This is a genomic window from Mesorhizobium sp. M0894, assembly GCF_040319725.1.
Lineage (GTDB): Bacteria > Pseudomonadota > Alphaproteobacteria > Rhizobiales > Rhizobiaceae > Mesorhizobium.
On the sequence record NZ_JAMYOG010000005.1, the window covers coordinates 288,831 to 303,022 of the forward strand.

General features: G+C 59.4%; 14 protein-coding genes and 4 pseudogenes. 12 read left to right on the top strand and 6 right to left on the bottom strand.

The features are described 5' to 3' along the window. Positions 1 to 24: 24 nt before the first annotated feature. Positions 25 to 234 (bottom strand): hypothetical protein, encoded by a 210-nt coding sequence (locus NKH91_RS12835; RefSeq protein WP_352494308.1) that lies wholly within the window; start codon positions 232 to 234, stop codon positions 25 to 27. Between the two features lie 313 nt (positions 235 to 547). Between NKH91_RS12835 and NKH91_RS12840 the strand changes: the two genes are divergently transcribed. From NKH91_RS12840 to NKH91_RS12850, 3 genes and pseudogenes are all read left to right on the top strand, one after another. Further along, a complete protein-coding gene (locus tag NKH91_RS12840) occupies positions 548 to 766 on the top strand; it encodes a KTSC domain-containing protein (RefSeq protein WP_023722567.1) in 219 nt (72 codons plus the stop codon). Between the two features lie 335 nt (positions 767 to 1,101). After that, positions 1,102 to 1,701 carry a hypothetical protein gene (locus NKH91_RS12845; RefSeq protein WP_352885126.1) on the top strand — a complete coding sequence of 200 codons (600 nt, stop codon included), beginning with the start codon at positions 1,102 to 1,104 and terminating at the stop codon, positions 1,699 to 1,701. Further along, positions 1,626 to 2,490: pseudogene (locus NKH91_RS12850) on the top strand (IS110 family transposase). The gene NKH91_RS12845 and the pseudogene NKH91_RS12850 overlap by 76 nt, the downstream one beginning before the upstream one ends. A gap of 344 nt (positions 2,491 to 2,834) precedes the next feature. Here the strand turns inward: NKH91_RS12850 and NKH91_RS12855 are convergent. Both NKH91_RS12855 and NKH91_RS12860 read right to left on the bottom strand, forming a co-directional pair. Continuing rightward, positions 2,835 to 3,437, bottom strand: a complete 603-nt coding sequence (locus NKH91_RS12855; protein WP_352885128.1) for a DUF4142 domain-containing protein — start codon at positions 3,435 to 3,437, stop codon at positions 2,835 to 2,837. Positions 3,438 to 3,493: 56 nt separating this feature from the next. Next, positions 3,494 to 4,891, bottom strand: a complete 1,398-nt coding sequence (locus NKH91_RS12860) for a cytochrome b6 (RefSeq protein ID WP_023718734.1) — start codon at positions 4,889 to 4,891, stop codon at positions 3,494 to 3,496. A 228-nt stretch (positions 4,892 to 5,119) separates the two neighbouring features. On the opposite strand from NKH91_RS12860, the pseudogene NKH91_RS32380 reads away from it, so the two are divergent. The 3 genes and pseudogenes from NKH91_RS32380 to NKH91_RS12870 form a co-directional block, all read left to right on the top strand. Continuing rightward, positions 5,120 to 5,535: pseudogene (locus NKH91_RS32380) on the top strand (DHA2 family efflux MFS transporter permease subunit); the annotation flags it as partial. Then, positions 5,531 to 5,947 (top strand): annotated as a pseudogene (locus NKH91_RS12865) (molybdopterin cofactor-binding domain-containing protein); the annotation flags it as partial. The pseudogenes NKH91_RS32380 and NKH91_RS12865, both read left to right, overlap by 5 nt. A gap of 1,193 nt (positions 5,948 to 7,140) precedes the next feature. Beyond that, positions 7,141 to 8,727 (top strand): serine hydrolase, encoded by a 1,587-nt coding sequence (locus NKH91_RS12870; protein WP_352549432.1) that lies wholly within the window; start codon positions 7,141 to 7,143, stop codon positions 8,725 to 8,727. Between the two features lie 209 nt (positions 8,728 to 8,936). On the opposite strand, the gene NKH91_RS12875 is transcribed toward NKH91_RS12870, so the two are convergent. Beyond that, positions 8,937 to 9,110: a hypothetical protein gene (locus NKH91_RS12875; RefSeq protein WP_352549434.1), complete on the bottom strand. Its 174-nt coding sequence runs from the start codon at positions 9,108 to 9,110 to the stop codon at positions 8,937 to 8,939. A 485-nt stretch (positions 9,111 to 9,595) separates the two neighbouring features. Between NKH91_RS12875 and NKH91_RS12880 the strand changes: the two genes are divergently transcribed. From NKH91_RS12880 to NKH91_RS32390, 4 genes and pseudogenes are all read left to right on the top strand, one after another. Next, positions 9,596 to 9,739, top strand: a complete 144-nt coding sequence (locus NKH91_RS12880) for a DUF982 domain-containing protein (protein WP_352549436.1) — start codon at positions 9,596 to 9,598, stop codon at positions 9,737 to 9,739. Positions 9,740 to 9,781: 42 nt separating this feature from the next. Further along, positions 9,782 to 9,981: pseudogene (locus NKH91_RS32385) on the top strand (biotin/lipoyl-containing protein); the annotation flags it as partial. Positions 9,982 to 10,149: 168 nt separating this feature from the next. Beyond that, the gene (locus tag NKH91_RS12885; RefSeq protein WP_352549438.1) at positions 10,150 to 10,605 is read left to right on the top strand and encodes a Ros/MucR family transcriptional regulator; all 456 of its coding nucleotides are present in this window, start codon (positions 10,150 to 10,152) and stop codon (positions 10,603 to 10,605) included. A gap of 229 nt (positions 10,606 to 10,834) precedes the next feature. Then, positions 10,835 to 11,425, top strand: a complete 591-nt coding sequence (locus NKH91_RS32390) for a hypothetical protein (protein ID WP_502895956.1) — start codon at positions 10,835 to 10,837, stop codon at positions 11,423 to 11,425. A gap of 55 nt (positions 11,426 to 11,480) precedes the next feature. Here the strand turns inward: NKH91_RS32390 and NKH91_RS12895 are convergent, their stop codons facing one another. Next, entirely contained in the window at positions 11,481 to 11,744 is a 264-nt protein-coding gene (locus NKH91_RS12895; protein WP_352549440.1) for a hypothetical protein, read from the bottom strand. 307 nt (positions 11,745 to 12,051) lie between these two features. Between NKH91_RS12895 and NKH91_RS12900 the strand changes: the two genes are divergently transcribed. Together NKH91_RS12900 and NKH91_RS12905 are read left to right on the top strand one after the other, a co-directional pair. Next, positions 12,052 to 12,714 (top strand): nucleotidyltransferase domain-containing protein, encoded by a 663-nt coding sequence (locus NKH91_RS12900; protein WP_352484673.1) that lies wholly within the window; start codon positions 12,052 to 12,054, stop codon positions 12,712 to 12,714. After that, entirely contained in the window at positions 12,711 to 13,013 is a 303-nt protein-coding gene (locus NKH91_RS12905; protein WP_352484671.1) for a hypothetical protein, read from the top strand. Before NKH91_RS12900 ends, NKH91_RS12905 begins: the two co-directional genes overlap by 4 nt. A 153-nt stretch (positions 13,014 to 13,166) precedes the next feature. Here NKH91_RS12905 and NKH91_RS12910 read toward each other — a convergent pair whose 3' ends face one another. Further along, the gene (locus tag NKH91_RS12910) at positions 13,167 to 13,496 is read right to left on the bottom strand and encodes an FCD domain-containing protein (protein WP_352885132.1); all 330 of its coding nucleotides are present in this window, start codon (positions 13,494 to 13,496) and stop codon (positions 13,167 to 13,169) included. Between the last annotated feature and the right edge of the window lie 696 nt (positions 13,497 to 14,192).

A 14,192-nucleotide genomic window follows, 5' to 3' on the forward strand; every position in this document is an offset into this window, starting at 1 on the left:
CCACACAATGGCGGAGCCAACTCCCTAGCGCGCCAGCGGTAGTTTCGACGTTGAAACAAGTTCTTCCTCGTGTGTAATTCCAGCGGTGTAGTTTGCAAGGATACGAGACGCCAGCGCTTTGCGCCGCTGTTCAGATTGACCTTCGAACTTGAGCCGATCGAACACGCGGCCCAGCAACGCGAGTTCGGATGGATTGAAGACGCCTGCCTCTTCAGCTTTTCGGTGGATCGGCATGTGTCCCTCCCACGCCGGATGAGTATGCTGCGCAACTAATCCCATTTGGCTGACGCCTGAGCGGCAATGTCATGGGCGGCTTCTTCGAGACCAGCCGCATTGTTAGTATTGACGCTCGCGCTTTCTCAGAAATCCAACGTGCGCGTGATGCCGAAAGGTGCAGCTACCTTTTTGTGTATCTCGATTGGGAACACGGGACCGCCGCGAAAGTTCGGTGCACGCAGCGAACCCTCCCCTCCAGGTATTGCTGCAGATCGGTATCCCGATCGGCCCGCGCTCCCCGCAAGGGCGCGGGCCTCGGCCTGTGGTGCTCATGCCATCTACTTCGATCCGCAAGATGGAATATGATCTGGATAGAAGAACCCTCTCGGTGTGGTTCGTCGCCAGCGGTAAACGGTACGAGTTTGAGGGGGTACCGCCGGAAACCTTTGCCGCGTTCCGGGCCGCGTTCGCCAAGGGCCGCTATTTCAACGACCACATCCGCAACAATTTCCGCTACCGTCTGGTTGCGAGCGATAGCGACCCGGGATGACCTGACCTGCCGGCGGCTCAATCGTCCTGTCGCTCCAACCGGCGGTTGGTGGACGCGTTGCCGCTGTTGCGCTTAGGGTTGGTTACGATCCGCGCTCACCTGGCAAGCCCACCCCCCGCATCCCCCCGCCTGGTGCAAAGCGTTTGATCGGTCCCGCCGTTCCGGCAGTGCGGCGGGACTTTTTGCGGTCCAGGTGGAACATCGGCGCGCGGGGAAGGCGCGGTGCACGCAGCACCCTTTTCTCATCCAACGTACGTCGCTGGCGCTGAAGGGTCTCAACGTCGGTTTGCCGCCGGAGCTCAACTAGTGGACTATTGCTCGACCGGAAGCGGCTCGTGCTGCGGCTCAGCGTGGTGGAACACCTGTCCAAGATCGCGCGCGTCGAACGTTTGGCCGCAGACTGGGCAGTAGATAAAGTGCTTCGATTCGTCCTCTACCGGCCCGTCATGCGGCCTGCCCTTATAGCCTGTGGCGATGTTGTCGGTTCTAATCCGGGGCATCGACAAGTGCCTTTGGTCGTTTTGGCGGCCGATATTTCTCGCTTGTCACGGTCGACCGTGACTAGTGGCCCGAGGTCGACCGTCGATGTCCTCGTCGATGCGCGTGACCTCGCCTTTCAGGTCAATTTGCTGGCCTCGGTTCACCTTGGTGTGGTCGATGATGGAATGTGGGAACTCGTAACCTGGGATAGAGACGCTTACGCGGTCCTCTGTTATCCGCCTTCGAACCGTGGCAGTAATCGCCACTTGGTCACCAATGCCTATTCCCCGAGCCATGCCATGGATTCTGGTGCGGGCAGTGTCTTCTTCAAGAGGCTTCTAATATACGCCAGCCATCCTAAGGCTGAAGCAATGTCGGATTGGATGTGTCGCAGCGAGAGACCAGCGTTTGCGTCGACGATGATGCTGGAAGGCCTATCTTCCAAGGGAAGGTGAAGTCCGATCCGGGAGCACTGACCGAGTTGCTCCGCAAACGGGCACCTCACGCCGAGCGCATCCGATTCGAGACGGGCCATGTCCAGCTGGCTCTGGCATGAGCTCAAGCGGGTCGGATTGCCGGTCGTCTGCATTGATGCTCGGCATGCGAAGGCGGCACTTTCAGTTCGAATGAACAAACGTGATGAGAACGATGCCCGCGGCCTGGCCGAGCTGGTTCACGTCGGTTGGTATCGGGAAGTGAAGGTCAAAAGCGCGGAGAGTCAGGCCACCAGATCCATGCTCGTCGCACGGTCAAGACTTGTTGAGATCCGGCGCGATCTCGAAAACCAGACACGGTCCATGCTGAAGGAATACGGGCTGCAGTTCAGTCGATCGATTGGGTCACAGTTCCGGCGAAAGGTTTGGGAGCTGGTTGCTGACGGGCATCCGCTTCGGTCGTTGGTTCAGGCCCTTCTATCTGTCCACGAGCAGGTCTGCTGTGAACAGGAGAAGCTCGATCGGCAAGTCCGGCATCTCGCTCGTGAAGACGACGGCGAAACGGATATCAATGGCCGCGTCTCACGCTGGGGCGATCGACTGTTGCGAACCTATCTCTACGAAGCAGCCAGTGTCCTCCTGCACCGGACGAAGAAATGGTCCACGCTGAAAGCCTGGGGGATGCGTCTGTCGAGGCGGATCGGCTTGAAGAAGGCAAAGGTGGCGGTCGCACGGAAGATCGCGGTTCTGCTTCATTGCATTTGGGTCGACGGCACCAGCTTCGAGTGGGGCAGCGAAAAGATGGCGTAACAGATCCGCACTCGATCCCAATCGCGGGCCCTTTGCGGAACTCGTGATGTCCCCCGCCGGGACGGTGGTTGCGGCGACCTCGGTCAAACGGCTGACAGCAGTTCATCTGCATCTCGTTGGAAACGTTGAGGCGCCCGACCCGAACATCATCATGAGGCACTCGACCTCGGAAAGGACCATGACCCCGGCGATGGCAGTGCGAGATCCGGATTGACAACCACCCGCAATTAAAGGGCCGTTTGACAGGCGGAGCTCGCCGAATGGCCACAACAGCTAAGATTGACGCGTTTGGCGGCTCGCGTGCAATCGTAAGCACTGTTCACGTTGCAGATGTGGCCGGCAGTTTATTTGCTCTTTTGCGCTTCCGCTGCGAGCAAGGCTTGTCCCGCCAGTTCCGCGTGCAGCGTGCGCGCCATATCGAGGTGCTCGAGCACCTTTGGTAGGTTGTCTGAGGCGAAGTGCTGGAGCTCTGGATCTTCGCCGGAGCCAATCTCCCAAGCCAGAAGCTGCGCTGTTTTCTGGTGGTCGAGGATCTGCGCCGCCAGATAAGCAAGATCGAACGCGACGCCGTCCTGCTTTTCGAGATCAGCGCGGATTTTCTTATGATCAGGGTCGAGCTCTTCGGGAAGCGGAATCTCGCTCTTGTCCGCGACGGATTTCAGCTGTTTATTTGCCTCGTCGTGATCTTCGACCATTCGATTTGCAAATGCGCTCACCCCATCATGGCTTGTCTTTTCGGCCGCGAGCCGACCCAGTTCCACCTCGGCCCTGCCGCCAGCCGTGACCAGCTGGGCGAAAAGCCGATCCTGATAATTCGTCTGGTTCGGCGCTGGAACTCCGGGCTTCTCCATCCTCGTGTCGGGAGCAAGGCCGGCCGGATTGCCGATCTGCGCCAACGCACAACAAGGCGACAGCCCCACGGCGAAGGTGATTGCGGCAGCACGCATGAGTGTCCTCCATTCCGCGCCGAAGGCGGGCCCCCGGCAGCGGCTCTTTCGCTCGTTCAGAGAGTGAGCAGGTAAGCCACGAGTGAATCCTTTTCCGGCTGGTCAAGCTTCGTTCCGAGCACCAAGTTGAAGAACTCAACGGTATCGCCAAGCGTCATTAGGCGGCCGTCATGCAGATAGGGCGGAGAATCCTTGATCCCGCGCAGTGTGAAGGTCTTTATCGGCCCATCCGGTATGGCGACCTGGTCGTTGAAGGTCTCGCCGATCTTGTAGAACCGCTCGAGCTTCAGGTCGTGCATGTTGTTGTCCATGAATGACAACCCTGGAACATGACACTCGGCGCAGCGGCCCTTGCCCATGAACACCTGCTCGCCCTTGAGTTCCTGCGCACTTGCGGTGGCCGGGTCAAGCCGCCCGAACGGGTCGAGCTTCGGCGCCGGCGGAAAATCGATGATATTCTGCATCTGCGCCATCATCGCCACCTGGTTCGTGCGGTCGGGCAGATTCACCCCTTTGCGGGTGGCGCTCACGTGATCGCCGTTGAAGTAGGCGGTGCGCTGCTCGAATTCCGTGAAGTCCTCGACTGAGCGCAGCGAGCGCTTGGAGCCATGAATCTGCTGATTGAACAGGCCGCGTAGGCTGGTTGTGTCGAGCCGAAAGCGCTCGGCTTGTGGCCGGACGTCCGGCGTCAGGTGAAAGGCTGCGTTGGTATGGAAATTCGCATGGCAGTCGAGGCATGCCACACCCATGCTTTGCATCGCGACCTTTCTGTCCTCGGTCTGATTGAATTCCTCCTGCGGGAAGGGCGTCAGCAGCAGACGCAGTCCTTCCATTTGTACGGGTGTGATGATGCCGTTCATATATTCGTAGAAGTTGCGGATCGTCAGCAGATCACCGCGCGACACATCCCCCAGTTCGGGATGCGTGGTGAGGAATATCGGAGGTGGAAATTCCGGCGTAAGATAGTCGGGCAGGTCGAAATCGACGTCGAAGCGCCGCAGATCGCGCCCTTCATCGGCGCCGATCTCTCTGATCTGGTTTTCCGGAAAGACCTGGCCTCCGGTCGCCTGCTTGACGTGCGGCAGCGGCAGGAAGCCGTTCGGCAACAAACCACGGTCGCGGATTTCTTGGGGAGTCTTGGCGGCCAGGCTGTCCCAGGTCTCGCCTGCCGGGAGTTTGACCCTGACGCCCTCCTGCACCACTTTCCGGCCGCCCGACATCATGACGCCCCGCATCGGCCGGTCCGCCAGGTTGTAACGGCTTTCGAGCAACTTGCGCTGCCGCTCGATCACGGCGGGTTTTTGCGCTTCGTCATTCTCCTTCACCGCAGAAAAGGGCAGGCTTGGCAATGGACGATAGGTCAGATCTGGCGGCAGAGGATCGGAAGCAGCGGTAAGCGTGACCGCGGCGGCGCCAAGCAGCGCCGGCAAGCCAAGGTTGAAGACACGTGACATATCCCCTCCCAAGATTATGAAAGTCTCAATACGAACAGACCGCCCCAACTCCCACGTGCGATGTTTGTTCCCGTGACTCCAACCAAACCGGACCGCGTCGTTGATGAGCTCGGGCAAGCCGCCGTGATACTAAGACGACTGGAATTGCAGAGCGGTAATCCTCCTTGACCAAGGCCAACGCAACGGCTGGTTCGTGTCGAGCTTCATCACGACGTTTGCAGTCATTTCTGGGATATTGGCCGCGGCGATCCGACCGTCGAAATACGCCTGCTGTTCACTCGCCAATTTGGTGCATGTTTCTTGGTTATGATGGCAGTCGGCGCCGTCATGTTCAGCACAACGCAGATCATGCCACAGCTGCAACAAACGGCATTGGCCTACACAGGGGACGCTGTCGGGCCTCTCGATAATGCCGGGCGGCATCGCCATGCTGCGGGTATGTGGTGGCTACGTTCGCCCTATGGCATATGACGTCGCTCACCCCGACGCCAGCTACTACTTTTTGCCTTTTGGGCGCGTCTTCCTGATGATCGGACTGCGTTCCTGATCATCCCTATTTCGACCGCGGCTTACGTCGGTCTCCCTGCGCAAAGACCAATCAGGCGTCAGCGCTGATCAACGTCGCCCGCAACATCGGCGGCTCGCGCCTCGATTTCGCTGGTGGCGGCGGAGGAACTCGGTATCCCCTATGAGCAGGTCAAGGCGGTGGTCGCCGATACCTCCAGCCTCGGCTACAACGATATGACGGACGGCAGCCGCGGCGCCTTCTCGTCTTCGATGGCGGCGATCTCCGCCGCCCGCAGCGCCATCAAGATCCTGCGGGACCGCGCCACGCAGACGTGGGACATCCCGGTCGACGACCTGGCCTGGGAAAAGGGCCACGCGATCGCCAGGGGCGCGACGCACGGCAACCTTTCGCCGCTGTCGCTGGAGGACGCCGCGTCGGGGAAGACCGGCGGACCGATCGCCGGCCACAGTGAGCTCGTCGCCCACGGCGCCGGCGTCTCCTTCGCCACCCATATCTGCCATATCGAGGTGGATTCCGAGACCGGCTCGTGGCCTGCGGCTCGGTCGTCCTCGTCATGTTGTCGGTCTATGCCTAACCCGGCCCTGTAGTCCTCGATCACGCCGTGGACCGTCGCCGGATCGTGGATCGAGGCGAGAAATCAGCGTAAGCCTCCGCGCCCATCTCCGCGGGATCACCGCCGTACCATGCGTCTGGATTGGCAAGGATAGCCTGCTCCGGCTTTTCAGGCTGAGCGAAGAAGAACCAATGCCACCATGCCGATGCGAACCGAGCGTCACATCGCGCCAGCGCATGCCGATCGGAATGGCTTGCCGGCTGACGGATGCCGGATGATCCATTGCTGTCCAAAATGCGGTGTACGCCCCACGGTCCTGACCCGCAAGTCCGAAGCGATCGAAGCCCAGATAGTACATAAGGGCTAAGCAATCGCGGGCATTGGACCTTTTAGACGAGCCCGAATGGTCAGGGCATGTCAAAGGGCTTGGCCGAAACCGCGAAGATCAGGCAATTACGGTGTATTCCTCAGCCAAAATCGGCGCCACGCGATGCCAAGTGGCATGGGTGCGAGGATGACCGTGCAGCATCAGAAGCGGTGGGCCCCTTCCACCAACCCGCACTCTGAGCGTCGCATCCAGAAGTTTGATCTGCTCCAGCGAGAACCTTCAAACATGCAACTCCCTCCATTCGCAACATTTGCCAAACGTGTAACGGAGAGGCAGTTCAATGTCGGCTTCCGCGGGATGTGTGAACTTGCCTCGTATTTCCGAGAAGAGGTCGTGAGCCGAACGGGGGCTTTAACTGTCCCGCGGCAATAACCGGACGGACTGCAAACGGGCCCCGTGCCGCAGGCAAGATCGGTGAAGACGAAGCGTCCCGGCCCCTCGGCCATCGGACCCCATGCAGCAGGCCGTAGGGCCTCGCGATGGGCCATATAATTGGCTTCCATGACTTTCTGGTTGGCCGCCAGCCCGCTGGCGAACAACTCCTGATTAGATGCCATTTGCCGCCCGGCCTTGGAACGTGACGTTCTCCCGCGCAGTCCCATCCAATTGCCGCCCGCGTAGGTAACGCGGATACTTCACCAGGTCCCGCAATCACATGCGTGCAGCCGCGGTCGCTGTCTGATCTTTGGACTTAAACATGTCAGTAGAAATAACTGTAACCATCTTTCATCTTGCCGCGTATGATCCGATCATCTGCCGTGCAAGTTTGAGGACATGCAATGAAGAAGGCCGCTGCTCTCGTGGTGCTTTCCCTCGTTACCATGCTCCCCGCCATGGCAGCCGCGCAGTCCTACGTGCCGGAGCTTGGGCCATCGCCGCCGCAGGATGCTGTGCAGCTGTATCCCGGTGGTGTCGAGAAGGCTGTGGCCGCCCTGTCGGACATCGTCAAGAAAGTCAAGGAAGCATCCGACGTTCCCGGCTTCGCCGTGGCGGTGGTGCAGGGCGGCAAAATGATCTTTGACGAAGGCTATGGCCTTCGCGACAACCGGGACGACACTTCTAGGGTCAGCAGCACTACCATTTTCCAGGTCGCCTCGGTGTCGAAATCGATCTCGGCCACGGTGGCCGCCATCGCCATGACGAAGGACCACAGCTTCGACTGGGATACCGCGGTCGGCAAGGTCTGGGACGGCTTCCGCCTCAATCTCGACTATGTCTCGGGCAACGCCACCATCGGCGATTTCTTCGCCCATCGCTCGGGCCTGCCAATGGCGGCTGGCGATGAGCTCGAGGATCTCGGCTTCCAGCGCAAGCAGATCGTCGGCGGCCTGTGGATGGTGCCGCTCGATCCCTTCCGCATCTCCTATCACTACGCCAATTTCGGCACGACGATCGGCGCCGAGGCAGTGGCCCACGCCGAGAAACAGCCTTGGGAGCCGCTGGCCAAGAGCCTGTTGTTCGATCCGCTCGGTATGCGCTCGAGCAGCTATCGGCACGAGGACTTCATGGCCGCCGGCAAGAACCGCGCCCTGCTGCATGCGCGCGTGGCGGAGAATGTGTTCGAGCCGCTCTATGACCGCGATCCCGACCAGCAGGCGCCGGCGGGCGGCGTCTCCTCCAGCGTCCAGGATCTTGCCAAGTGGATGATCCTGCTGCTTGGCGACGGCACCTATAACGGCCAGCCCATGATCGACCCGAAGATCCTGCAGCCCGCCATCACACCGCAGAGCGTGACCTACCGCGGCGAGACGCCCGATACGCGGGCCAGCTCCTATGGCTATGGCTTCAATGTGGGGGTGAACGCCAATGGGCGCACCACGATGGGCCATTCCGGCGGCTTCCTGCTCGGCGCCGGCACCACCTTCCAGATCTTGCCCTCGGCCGACGTCGGCATCGTCGTGCTCACCAACGGCTCCCCCGTCGGCGCCGCCGAGGCGGTCGCCGCCAGCTTCATGGACATCGTGCAATATGGCCAGATCACCCGCGACTGGTATCCCTACATGAAGCCGCGGTTCATGGGCTACTACAAGCCGGTGGGCGACCTCGCCGGCAAGGTCAAGCCGACGAACCCCGCCAAGGCGCGCAGTCCATCCTTCTACGAGGGCCAATATACGAGCAACTATTTCGACACCGCCACCGTGCGGGCCGATGGCGACAAGCTGATGCTCGAACTCGGCCCCAAGCCCATGCAGTTCACGCTCGAGCACTGGGACGGCGACACCTACGCCCTCACGCCCCGCGGAGAGAACGCGCCGACCGGCTCGCTGTCATCGGTGAAGTTCGTCGGTTCCCCCGGCGGCATTCGCGCGCGGGTGATGACGGTGGACTATCTGAATGAGAACGAGTTGGGGCATTTTCAGAGGTAGGGGGTGAAGGCGTCGGGTGCTTCATACACCCCATGCCGTCGGTCGACCTCACGCTTCAAAGCCTCGTGGGCGCTCGCCAGACAGAGCCGCAGTGTCTTAAAAAGCGCCTCGTCTCGTTGGGATCAAAACCACCCTGGGTGGTGGCCACGACCGGCGGTGGCCCTCCTAGTGTTTCACGGCGTGCTCGGCCGCTGCCTGAAGGAATGCGTTCATAGCGTTGATGATCTGATGATCGCCTCGGCTCCTTCGATGTTCATAGCGAACTTCAGCTCTTCCGTGTCGGTATTCAAAGTCAGAATGCCGATCGAGGGACGATTTTCCTTCGAGAACTCCGCGGCAGCACCCACCCCGGTCAGGACGAACAGCGGCTTCGGAGTCTTCATTGCGGTGCCCTCGCGGCCAAAGTTCGCGCAATCACGAGAGATGCGTCGAGTGCGGCGTTCTCGTCCCTCGCCCGCTTATCAGCCGGGAGGTGCTCTATCGCTTCGCGAGCTCCAACGCTCCAACCCGCTGCGATGACCTTTCCCATCAGATCCTAAAATGCCCAGACGCTCCCCTACGGCCATTGCGGCGGCGGCCTTTCCTCAAGAGAAGCTGCTTTCGCCTCTCCGCCTTCCACGCTCGACGAGAGCGTCAATGTTGCGGGCCAACGCCGGAGCTAGCCCTTCCTCGCCCGGCGTAGTTGGAGTGCCGCGAGCCATATCGTTCCAGGTGAAGCTGGGGTGCATAGGTCGCTCCTAATCTTACACCTAACAGTGCATTTTGAATTTTGCTCCATGACCGCAAGACGACGGCTGGATCGCTTGTATCGACAGGTACTTTTTCGCGGTGAAGGTAGAGTCGAACGCTTAAACGCCGGCCTGACCTGATGCGTTATGATTGGCCCATTGGAGAAACTGGGCGCCGCATCCAGGCACCCATGGCCTGCATGCTCGGCTGGGATAGGGCCCCGGAGATTGCCCGCGTGGCATTTCTCAGCGCCGCCAAGGAAGCGAAAATCTTGAACGCCTGACATCTCCCGAATGCACGTTGCCATCCTGGGCTGTGTTCGCGTGTCCGCGCGCCGAGGCCTGGCGTCTCTCGGCGCTCTCGGTCGCTGCCGTCCAGGCGGTGAAGGCCGGCGATCTGCTGCTTTCGATCGAAGCGGTGAGATGGAACGGCGCTGCATGCCGAGCGCGACAGCACCATCGCCGAAGTCCAGATCAAGGCCGGCGACCAGATAATGCCAACGATCTGCTGATCGCATTCGGGTGAATGAGGGTGCTACACCTGAAGGGAAATCGGCCGCAAACACGCATGTCGCAGAAGATGACCAGCAAAGTCGGCCTTGGAGTAATCTAGCGTCAAATAATCGTTGTTTGCAATTGCGCAGGCCGAATTTTCCAAATAGGAACGCCGGAGATCAACAAGGGAACAATTTTGATGGATGAAGCAATTGGGCAGAGAAGGGCTGATCTGCTAGGGATGACAGCAGATATCGTCGCAGCCTATGTCCAGAGCAACGCAACGCCCGTGGCGGATCTGCCGAATTTGATCGCCAGTGTTAATTCTGCGTTGTCTGGCCTGGATGAGCCGGTCGCTGCACCATCGCCAATACTTACGCCCGCGGCAAATCCTAAGAAGTCGATCTTTCCCGAATACATTATAAGCCTTGAGAACGGGCGCAAGTTCAAGTCGATGAAGCGCCACCTGGGCTTGCTTGGCATGACACCTGATGAGTACAGAGCCAAGTGGGGTTTGGCGCGGGACTATCCTATGGTAGCGCCAAGCTATGCGGCTCAGCGGTCTGCGCTGGCCAAAGCTGCCGGTCTCGGCCGCAGGGCGGTTGCCAAAACGCCGCCAAAGAAAGCACCAGCAAAGCGCAAGGCCAAAGCCTGACAGTGCACGAATTCGGGCCATGCCATCAGGTCTAGATGGTCCAGGTGGCGTGGCTGGGAATGAGCTGCCTGGCTTCGCAGTTCAGTAAGCGCCGCTCACGCCACAACACAAGCTTCAGCACTGCTTGCGTCTTCACGTCCTCGTATCCTGGCGGGGGCAGCAGAGGTCGATCAATGTGCGATCGACAAGTCGAGCTGATACATCGTCGCCCTCGACAGATAATCAAATCATGTCGATAAAATCGCACTACATCGATACATCAAGCTCTGCTCGATGCCACAAAGCAACAAAGCCGCTGAATCCAGCAGCGCTCCGTGCTTCAAGGGCATGGCCATACGGGTGCTGGGTAAGCCTAAATTTCTTCCCCGAGCAATATCCTGGCCTCCTTGGCAGCAGCGATGAACGCCTGGCGTGCTATCCTTGGTGGTTTTTCTCCACGGATTACGGCAAGGCATGCTTCGATTGCGGCGCGCCGCGACTTGCCCTCCGGCCTCGGCCAATCCTTCAGCAGAACTTCGGCCGCGTCGGATACCGACGCAACAACTCTGTCGCGATCGATCCGGCCGGGTTGAATGATGACGGGCTTTCTGAAACGTTTCGTACGCACGACAGCCTCCAAGAACAAGATATGTTAGCTTCTGCTGATCCTTTGCGCCACATCAAACGTCCGCAAGTAACAGAAGGCATCCGCTTAGCCCAGAAGCTGCCGCCGCGATGGACGCTGGCCAGTGCTTCAGCACGTCGGGCCGGCCCCGAGTTTCGAAGAGCGCATCGCCAAGAGCGGCGTTACCCAATAAATGATTCACAAAATACCCAGTGAAGGGCAGTGAAGGGGAGTTCTCCGAACGCCGCGAAATGGAATCTCGGGGCTGAATTTACTCCATATCCGGCACGTCACCGCAGGTGAATAGCACGGTCGGCGGGCCATAGTCGCCAATAGCCGGGTCGGCGTCGCGGCTCCATGCGATTACGCCAACGTGCTTCCCTGCGAGCGCCTGACCGGTGCGGATTGCGCGTTCCTCGCTTTGCTGATCGGCGGGACCAAAGGCGGGAAACAGTTCGCCGTCCTCGCCACGATCGAACGCCATTACGACGATTAGCTTGGGCTTCTTTTGACCGGGCAGAATATGATCAGACATGGCAGGAACCTGTCACATGACCGAGGATTGAGTCGTGTTCGAGACTCGGGAGGTGCGCGTGCAAGACCACCGTTTTGAGGAGCCCGTGCAGGTCGCGGAACACTATCTACACTTGGAGCGGGTTGCCCAAGCCGCCGATATCCTCTGAACAGATGGCCGACGGCGACCAGCATCAGGTCCAGATGCAAACGTGGCGCAGCAACCGCCCAGGATTCAGACAACAGGACGTTCGTTTAGAAAACAAAACATCCGATTTGATATCCGACGATTTGATGTGCTATGAGTCCACAGCAGAAGGAACTTGCGCATGGCACGCTCGACCGCTCAAAGCGCTTTGCGCTATCCACTCACCATTATGCTCGGCACCGAAGCAAGCGTAAGATTGCTCCGGGAATTGTCGCGCCACGGCGGCTTGCTTTCTTCTCCATTGCTTGCGACTCGTAGCGGGCTTGCAAGGGCAAGCGTGTGGTCTGCTCTCGCAACCTTGGAAGGGATTGGCATCGTATCTTCGGAGGGAACGGGCAGGGCTCGTCTTTACCGGTTGAATGATCGCCATCCGCTGGCGACATCACTGGAAGCTCTCTTCGAGCAGGAGGCGCTTCGGTATTCCAATATTCGCGCCGTAATCACTGAGGCGGTCTCCGCAGTTCGGCCGAAAGTACTCGCGGCCTGGATTTACGGCAGCGTAGCGAGGGGCGAGGACCGTCCAGACAGCGATCTCGACATCGCAGTGGTTACGCCATCCGAAAAGCTAGATAGCGCGCTCCAAGAAATCCGTGAGGCACTGGTGACCCAAGGTCAAAAGCTTGGCTTCAATCCCTCGGTCGTGGGACTCACTCCGGAGGATGTGGCAAGGCTGTCGAGCACGCGAGACCCGTGGTGGGGCGGGGTCGAAGCCAATGCCCTGCTCGTCTTGGGTTCACGCCCGGACGAACTCGCAACAAAAACTCGCCGGCAGGCGTTGGCATGACCAGAAGAGGTGCGACGAAAGCAGTCGAGACAGGCTTTGGCGAGGGGCGATTGCGCATCGCCCGCTCATATTTGAAGGCTGCCCGTTTAGAGGTGGCAATGTCCGGAACGGGTGACATCGGAAATCCGGCTATGTCGCAGATCGTGAATGCGGCAATAGCATACGCCGATGCGCTCACTGCCCGATTTGCAGGAAAGATCAACCGCGCGGATCATGCGGCCGTGGTGAAAACCATGCGACGCGCTTGGAAATCGCCTTCCTGCAGCGCAGGCCAGCAGGTTGCGGAGCATCCTCGATGAGAAGGACGAAACTCAATACGGAATCAGGGCAAAATCATTACCCGAAGCGGAGAGCTTGCTCGACAAGTTGGAAAAGTTCGCGGAGTGGGCGGAAAAAGAACTGGAAGTCTGATCAGCAATGGAGGCGGCATGTCGCTTACGGCGACCTGAATGTTACTTCAGCAGTTTGATCAGCACTGTGAAAGCCGCGTCGATGTCAGCGCGAACCGCGGCGCGGACCGCTTCCGCGTTACGGTCTCGCAGCGCTGCAAACATGTGCTGATGGTGCTGGTTGGCGGTCGAATAGTTTCCGGAATCGTGCAGCATGTTGAAATAGGGACTGATCTGCAGCCACAGGTTCTCGATGATGTTGAGCATGTTTTCCGAGCCCGCGGCTCGATAGATGGAGAAATGAAAGGCGTAGTTAGCCCTGAGGTAGGATCCGGAGTGGAACAGCGGGTTTTGACGAAGTTTGGGCACCAGCAAAAAACGTAGGTGAAGCATGGCTGCTCATCAGGAAAGCAAGGACCGCACTGAGCATACGGCACGGGACGCAAAAACGGCCAGACTACGGGAACAGCGGCTGAAGACTGGGACTGCTATGCAAGAGCGGAATGATGAGGGCGCAAAACGACCGTCAACACAGCGACGCCGCAATCGGTGACGCCTATCTTGTTGGCAGTTAGGGCCTCGTTAGCTTCCGGGCCTGCTCCGGGGACAAGGCCGAATGGGTCAAGCCCGACCTTGTCGGTCGGGTGAAATTTTGCCGCTCAATTCCTCGATGAGACCTGACTGCCTTCAGCAGTTCCCGCTCGTCAGTGTAAGCATTTCGAAAAGTCGCCACTACCGTTTCCGCCAGGATTTTGCCCTGTTGGCTTAAAGGGTCGAGGTCTTCGTCTGCGCAAATCCGATCGAAAACGCGCTGGCAAATAGCCAAATCATGAGGACTAAGGCAGGTGCGATTGGTACGCTGGCGCTGCGGCATGTGCGAACCCTCAGGCCCGCTGCCCGTGCAGAGCAGCGGGCCTTTACAGCCAGACTGGAGAACGGAGGAGAGTTCTCGCGCAAAAAACGTTTGATGTAGAGTGCTTGTTCCCGGCTAACGAAGTTGGTAATTTTCGTACAGTGCGCCACCTGGGGCCGATTGCCTTTCCGCAAGCAGTTAGCCGTTCAACTGTTTCAATGATAGCCCTGGCAAGC

Excerpts from the sequence above, each read along its gene's own strand:
- NKH91_RS12835 (WP_352494308.1), bottom strand. The coding sequence starts at position 234 with ATGCCGATCCACCGAAAAGCTGAAGAGGCAGGCGTCTTCAATCCATCC.
- NKH91_RS12840 (WP_023722567.1), top strand. The coding sequence starts at position 548 with ATGCCATCTACTTCGATCCGCAAGATGGAATATGATCTGGATAGAAGA.
- NKH91_RS12855 (WP_352885128.1), bottom strand. The coding sequence starts at position 3,437 with ATGCGTGCTGCCGCAATCACCTTCGCCGTGGGGCTGTCGCCTTGTTGT.
- NKH91_RS12860 (WP_023718734.1), bottom strand. The coding sequence starts at position 4,891 with ATGTCACGTGTCTTCAACCTTGGCTTGCCGGCGCTGCTTGGCGCCGCC.
- NKH91_RS12870 (WP_352549432.1), top strand. The coding sequence starts at position 7,141 with ATGAAGAAGGCCGCTGCTCTCGTGGTGCTTTCCCTCGTTACCATGCTC.
- NKH91_RS12875 (WP_352549434.1), bottom strand. The coding sequence starts at position 9,110 with ATGAAGACTCCGAAGCCGCTGTTCGTCCTGACCGGGGTGGGTGCTGCC.
- NKH91_RS12880 (WP_352549436.1), top strand. The coding sequence starts at position 9,596 with ATGCGTTATGATTGGCCCATTGGAGAAACTGGGCGCCGCATCCAGGCA.
- NKH91_RS12885 (WP_352549438.1), top strand. The coding sequence starts at position 10,150 with ATGGATGAAGCAATTGGGCAGAGAAGGGCTGATCTGCTAGGGATGACA.
- NKH91_RS32390 (WP_502895956.1), top strand. The coding sequence starts at position 10,835 with ATGTCGATAAAATCGCACTACATCGATACATCAAGCTCTGCTCGATGC.
- NKH91_RS12895 (WP_352549440.1), bottom strand. The coding sequence starts at position 11,744 with ATGTCTGATCATATTCTGCCCGGTCAAAAGAAGCCCAAGCTAATCGTC.
- NKH91_RS12900 (WP_352484673.1), top strand. The coding sequence starts at position 12,052 with ATGGCACGCTCGACCGCTCAAAGCGCTTTGCGCTATCCACTCACCATT.
- NKH91_RS12905 (WP_352484671.1), top strand. The coding sequence starts at position 12,711 with ATGACCAGAAGAGGTGCGACGAAAGCAGTCGAGACAGGCTTTGGCGAG.
- NKH91_RS12910 (WP_352885132.1), bottom strand. The coding sequence starts at position 13,496 with ATGCTTCACCTACGTTTTTTGCTGGTGCCCAAACTTCGTCAAAACCCG.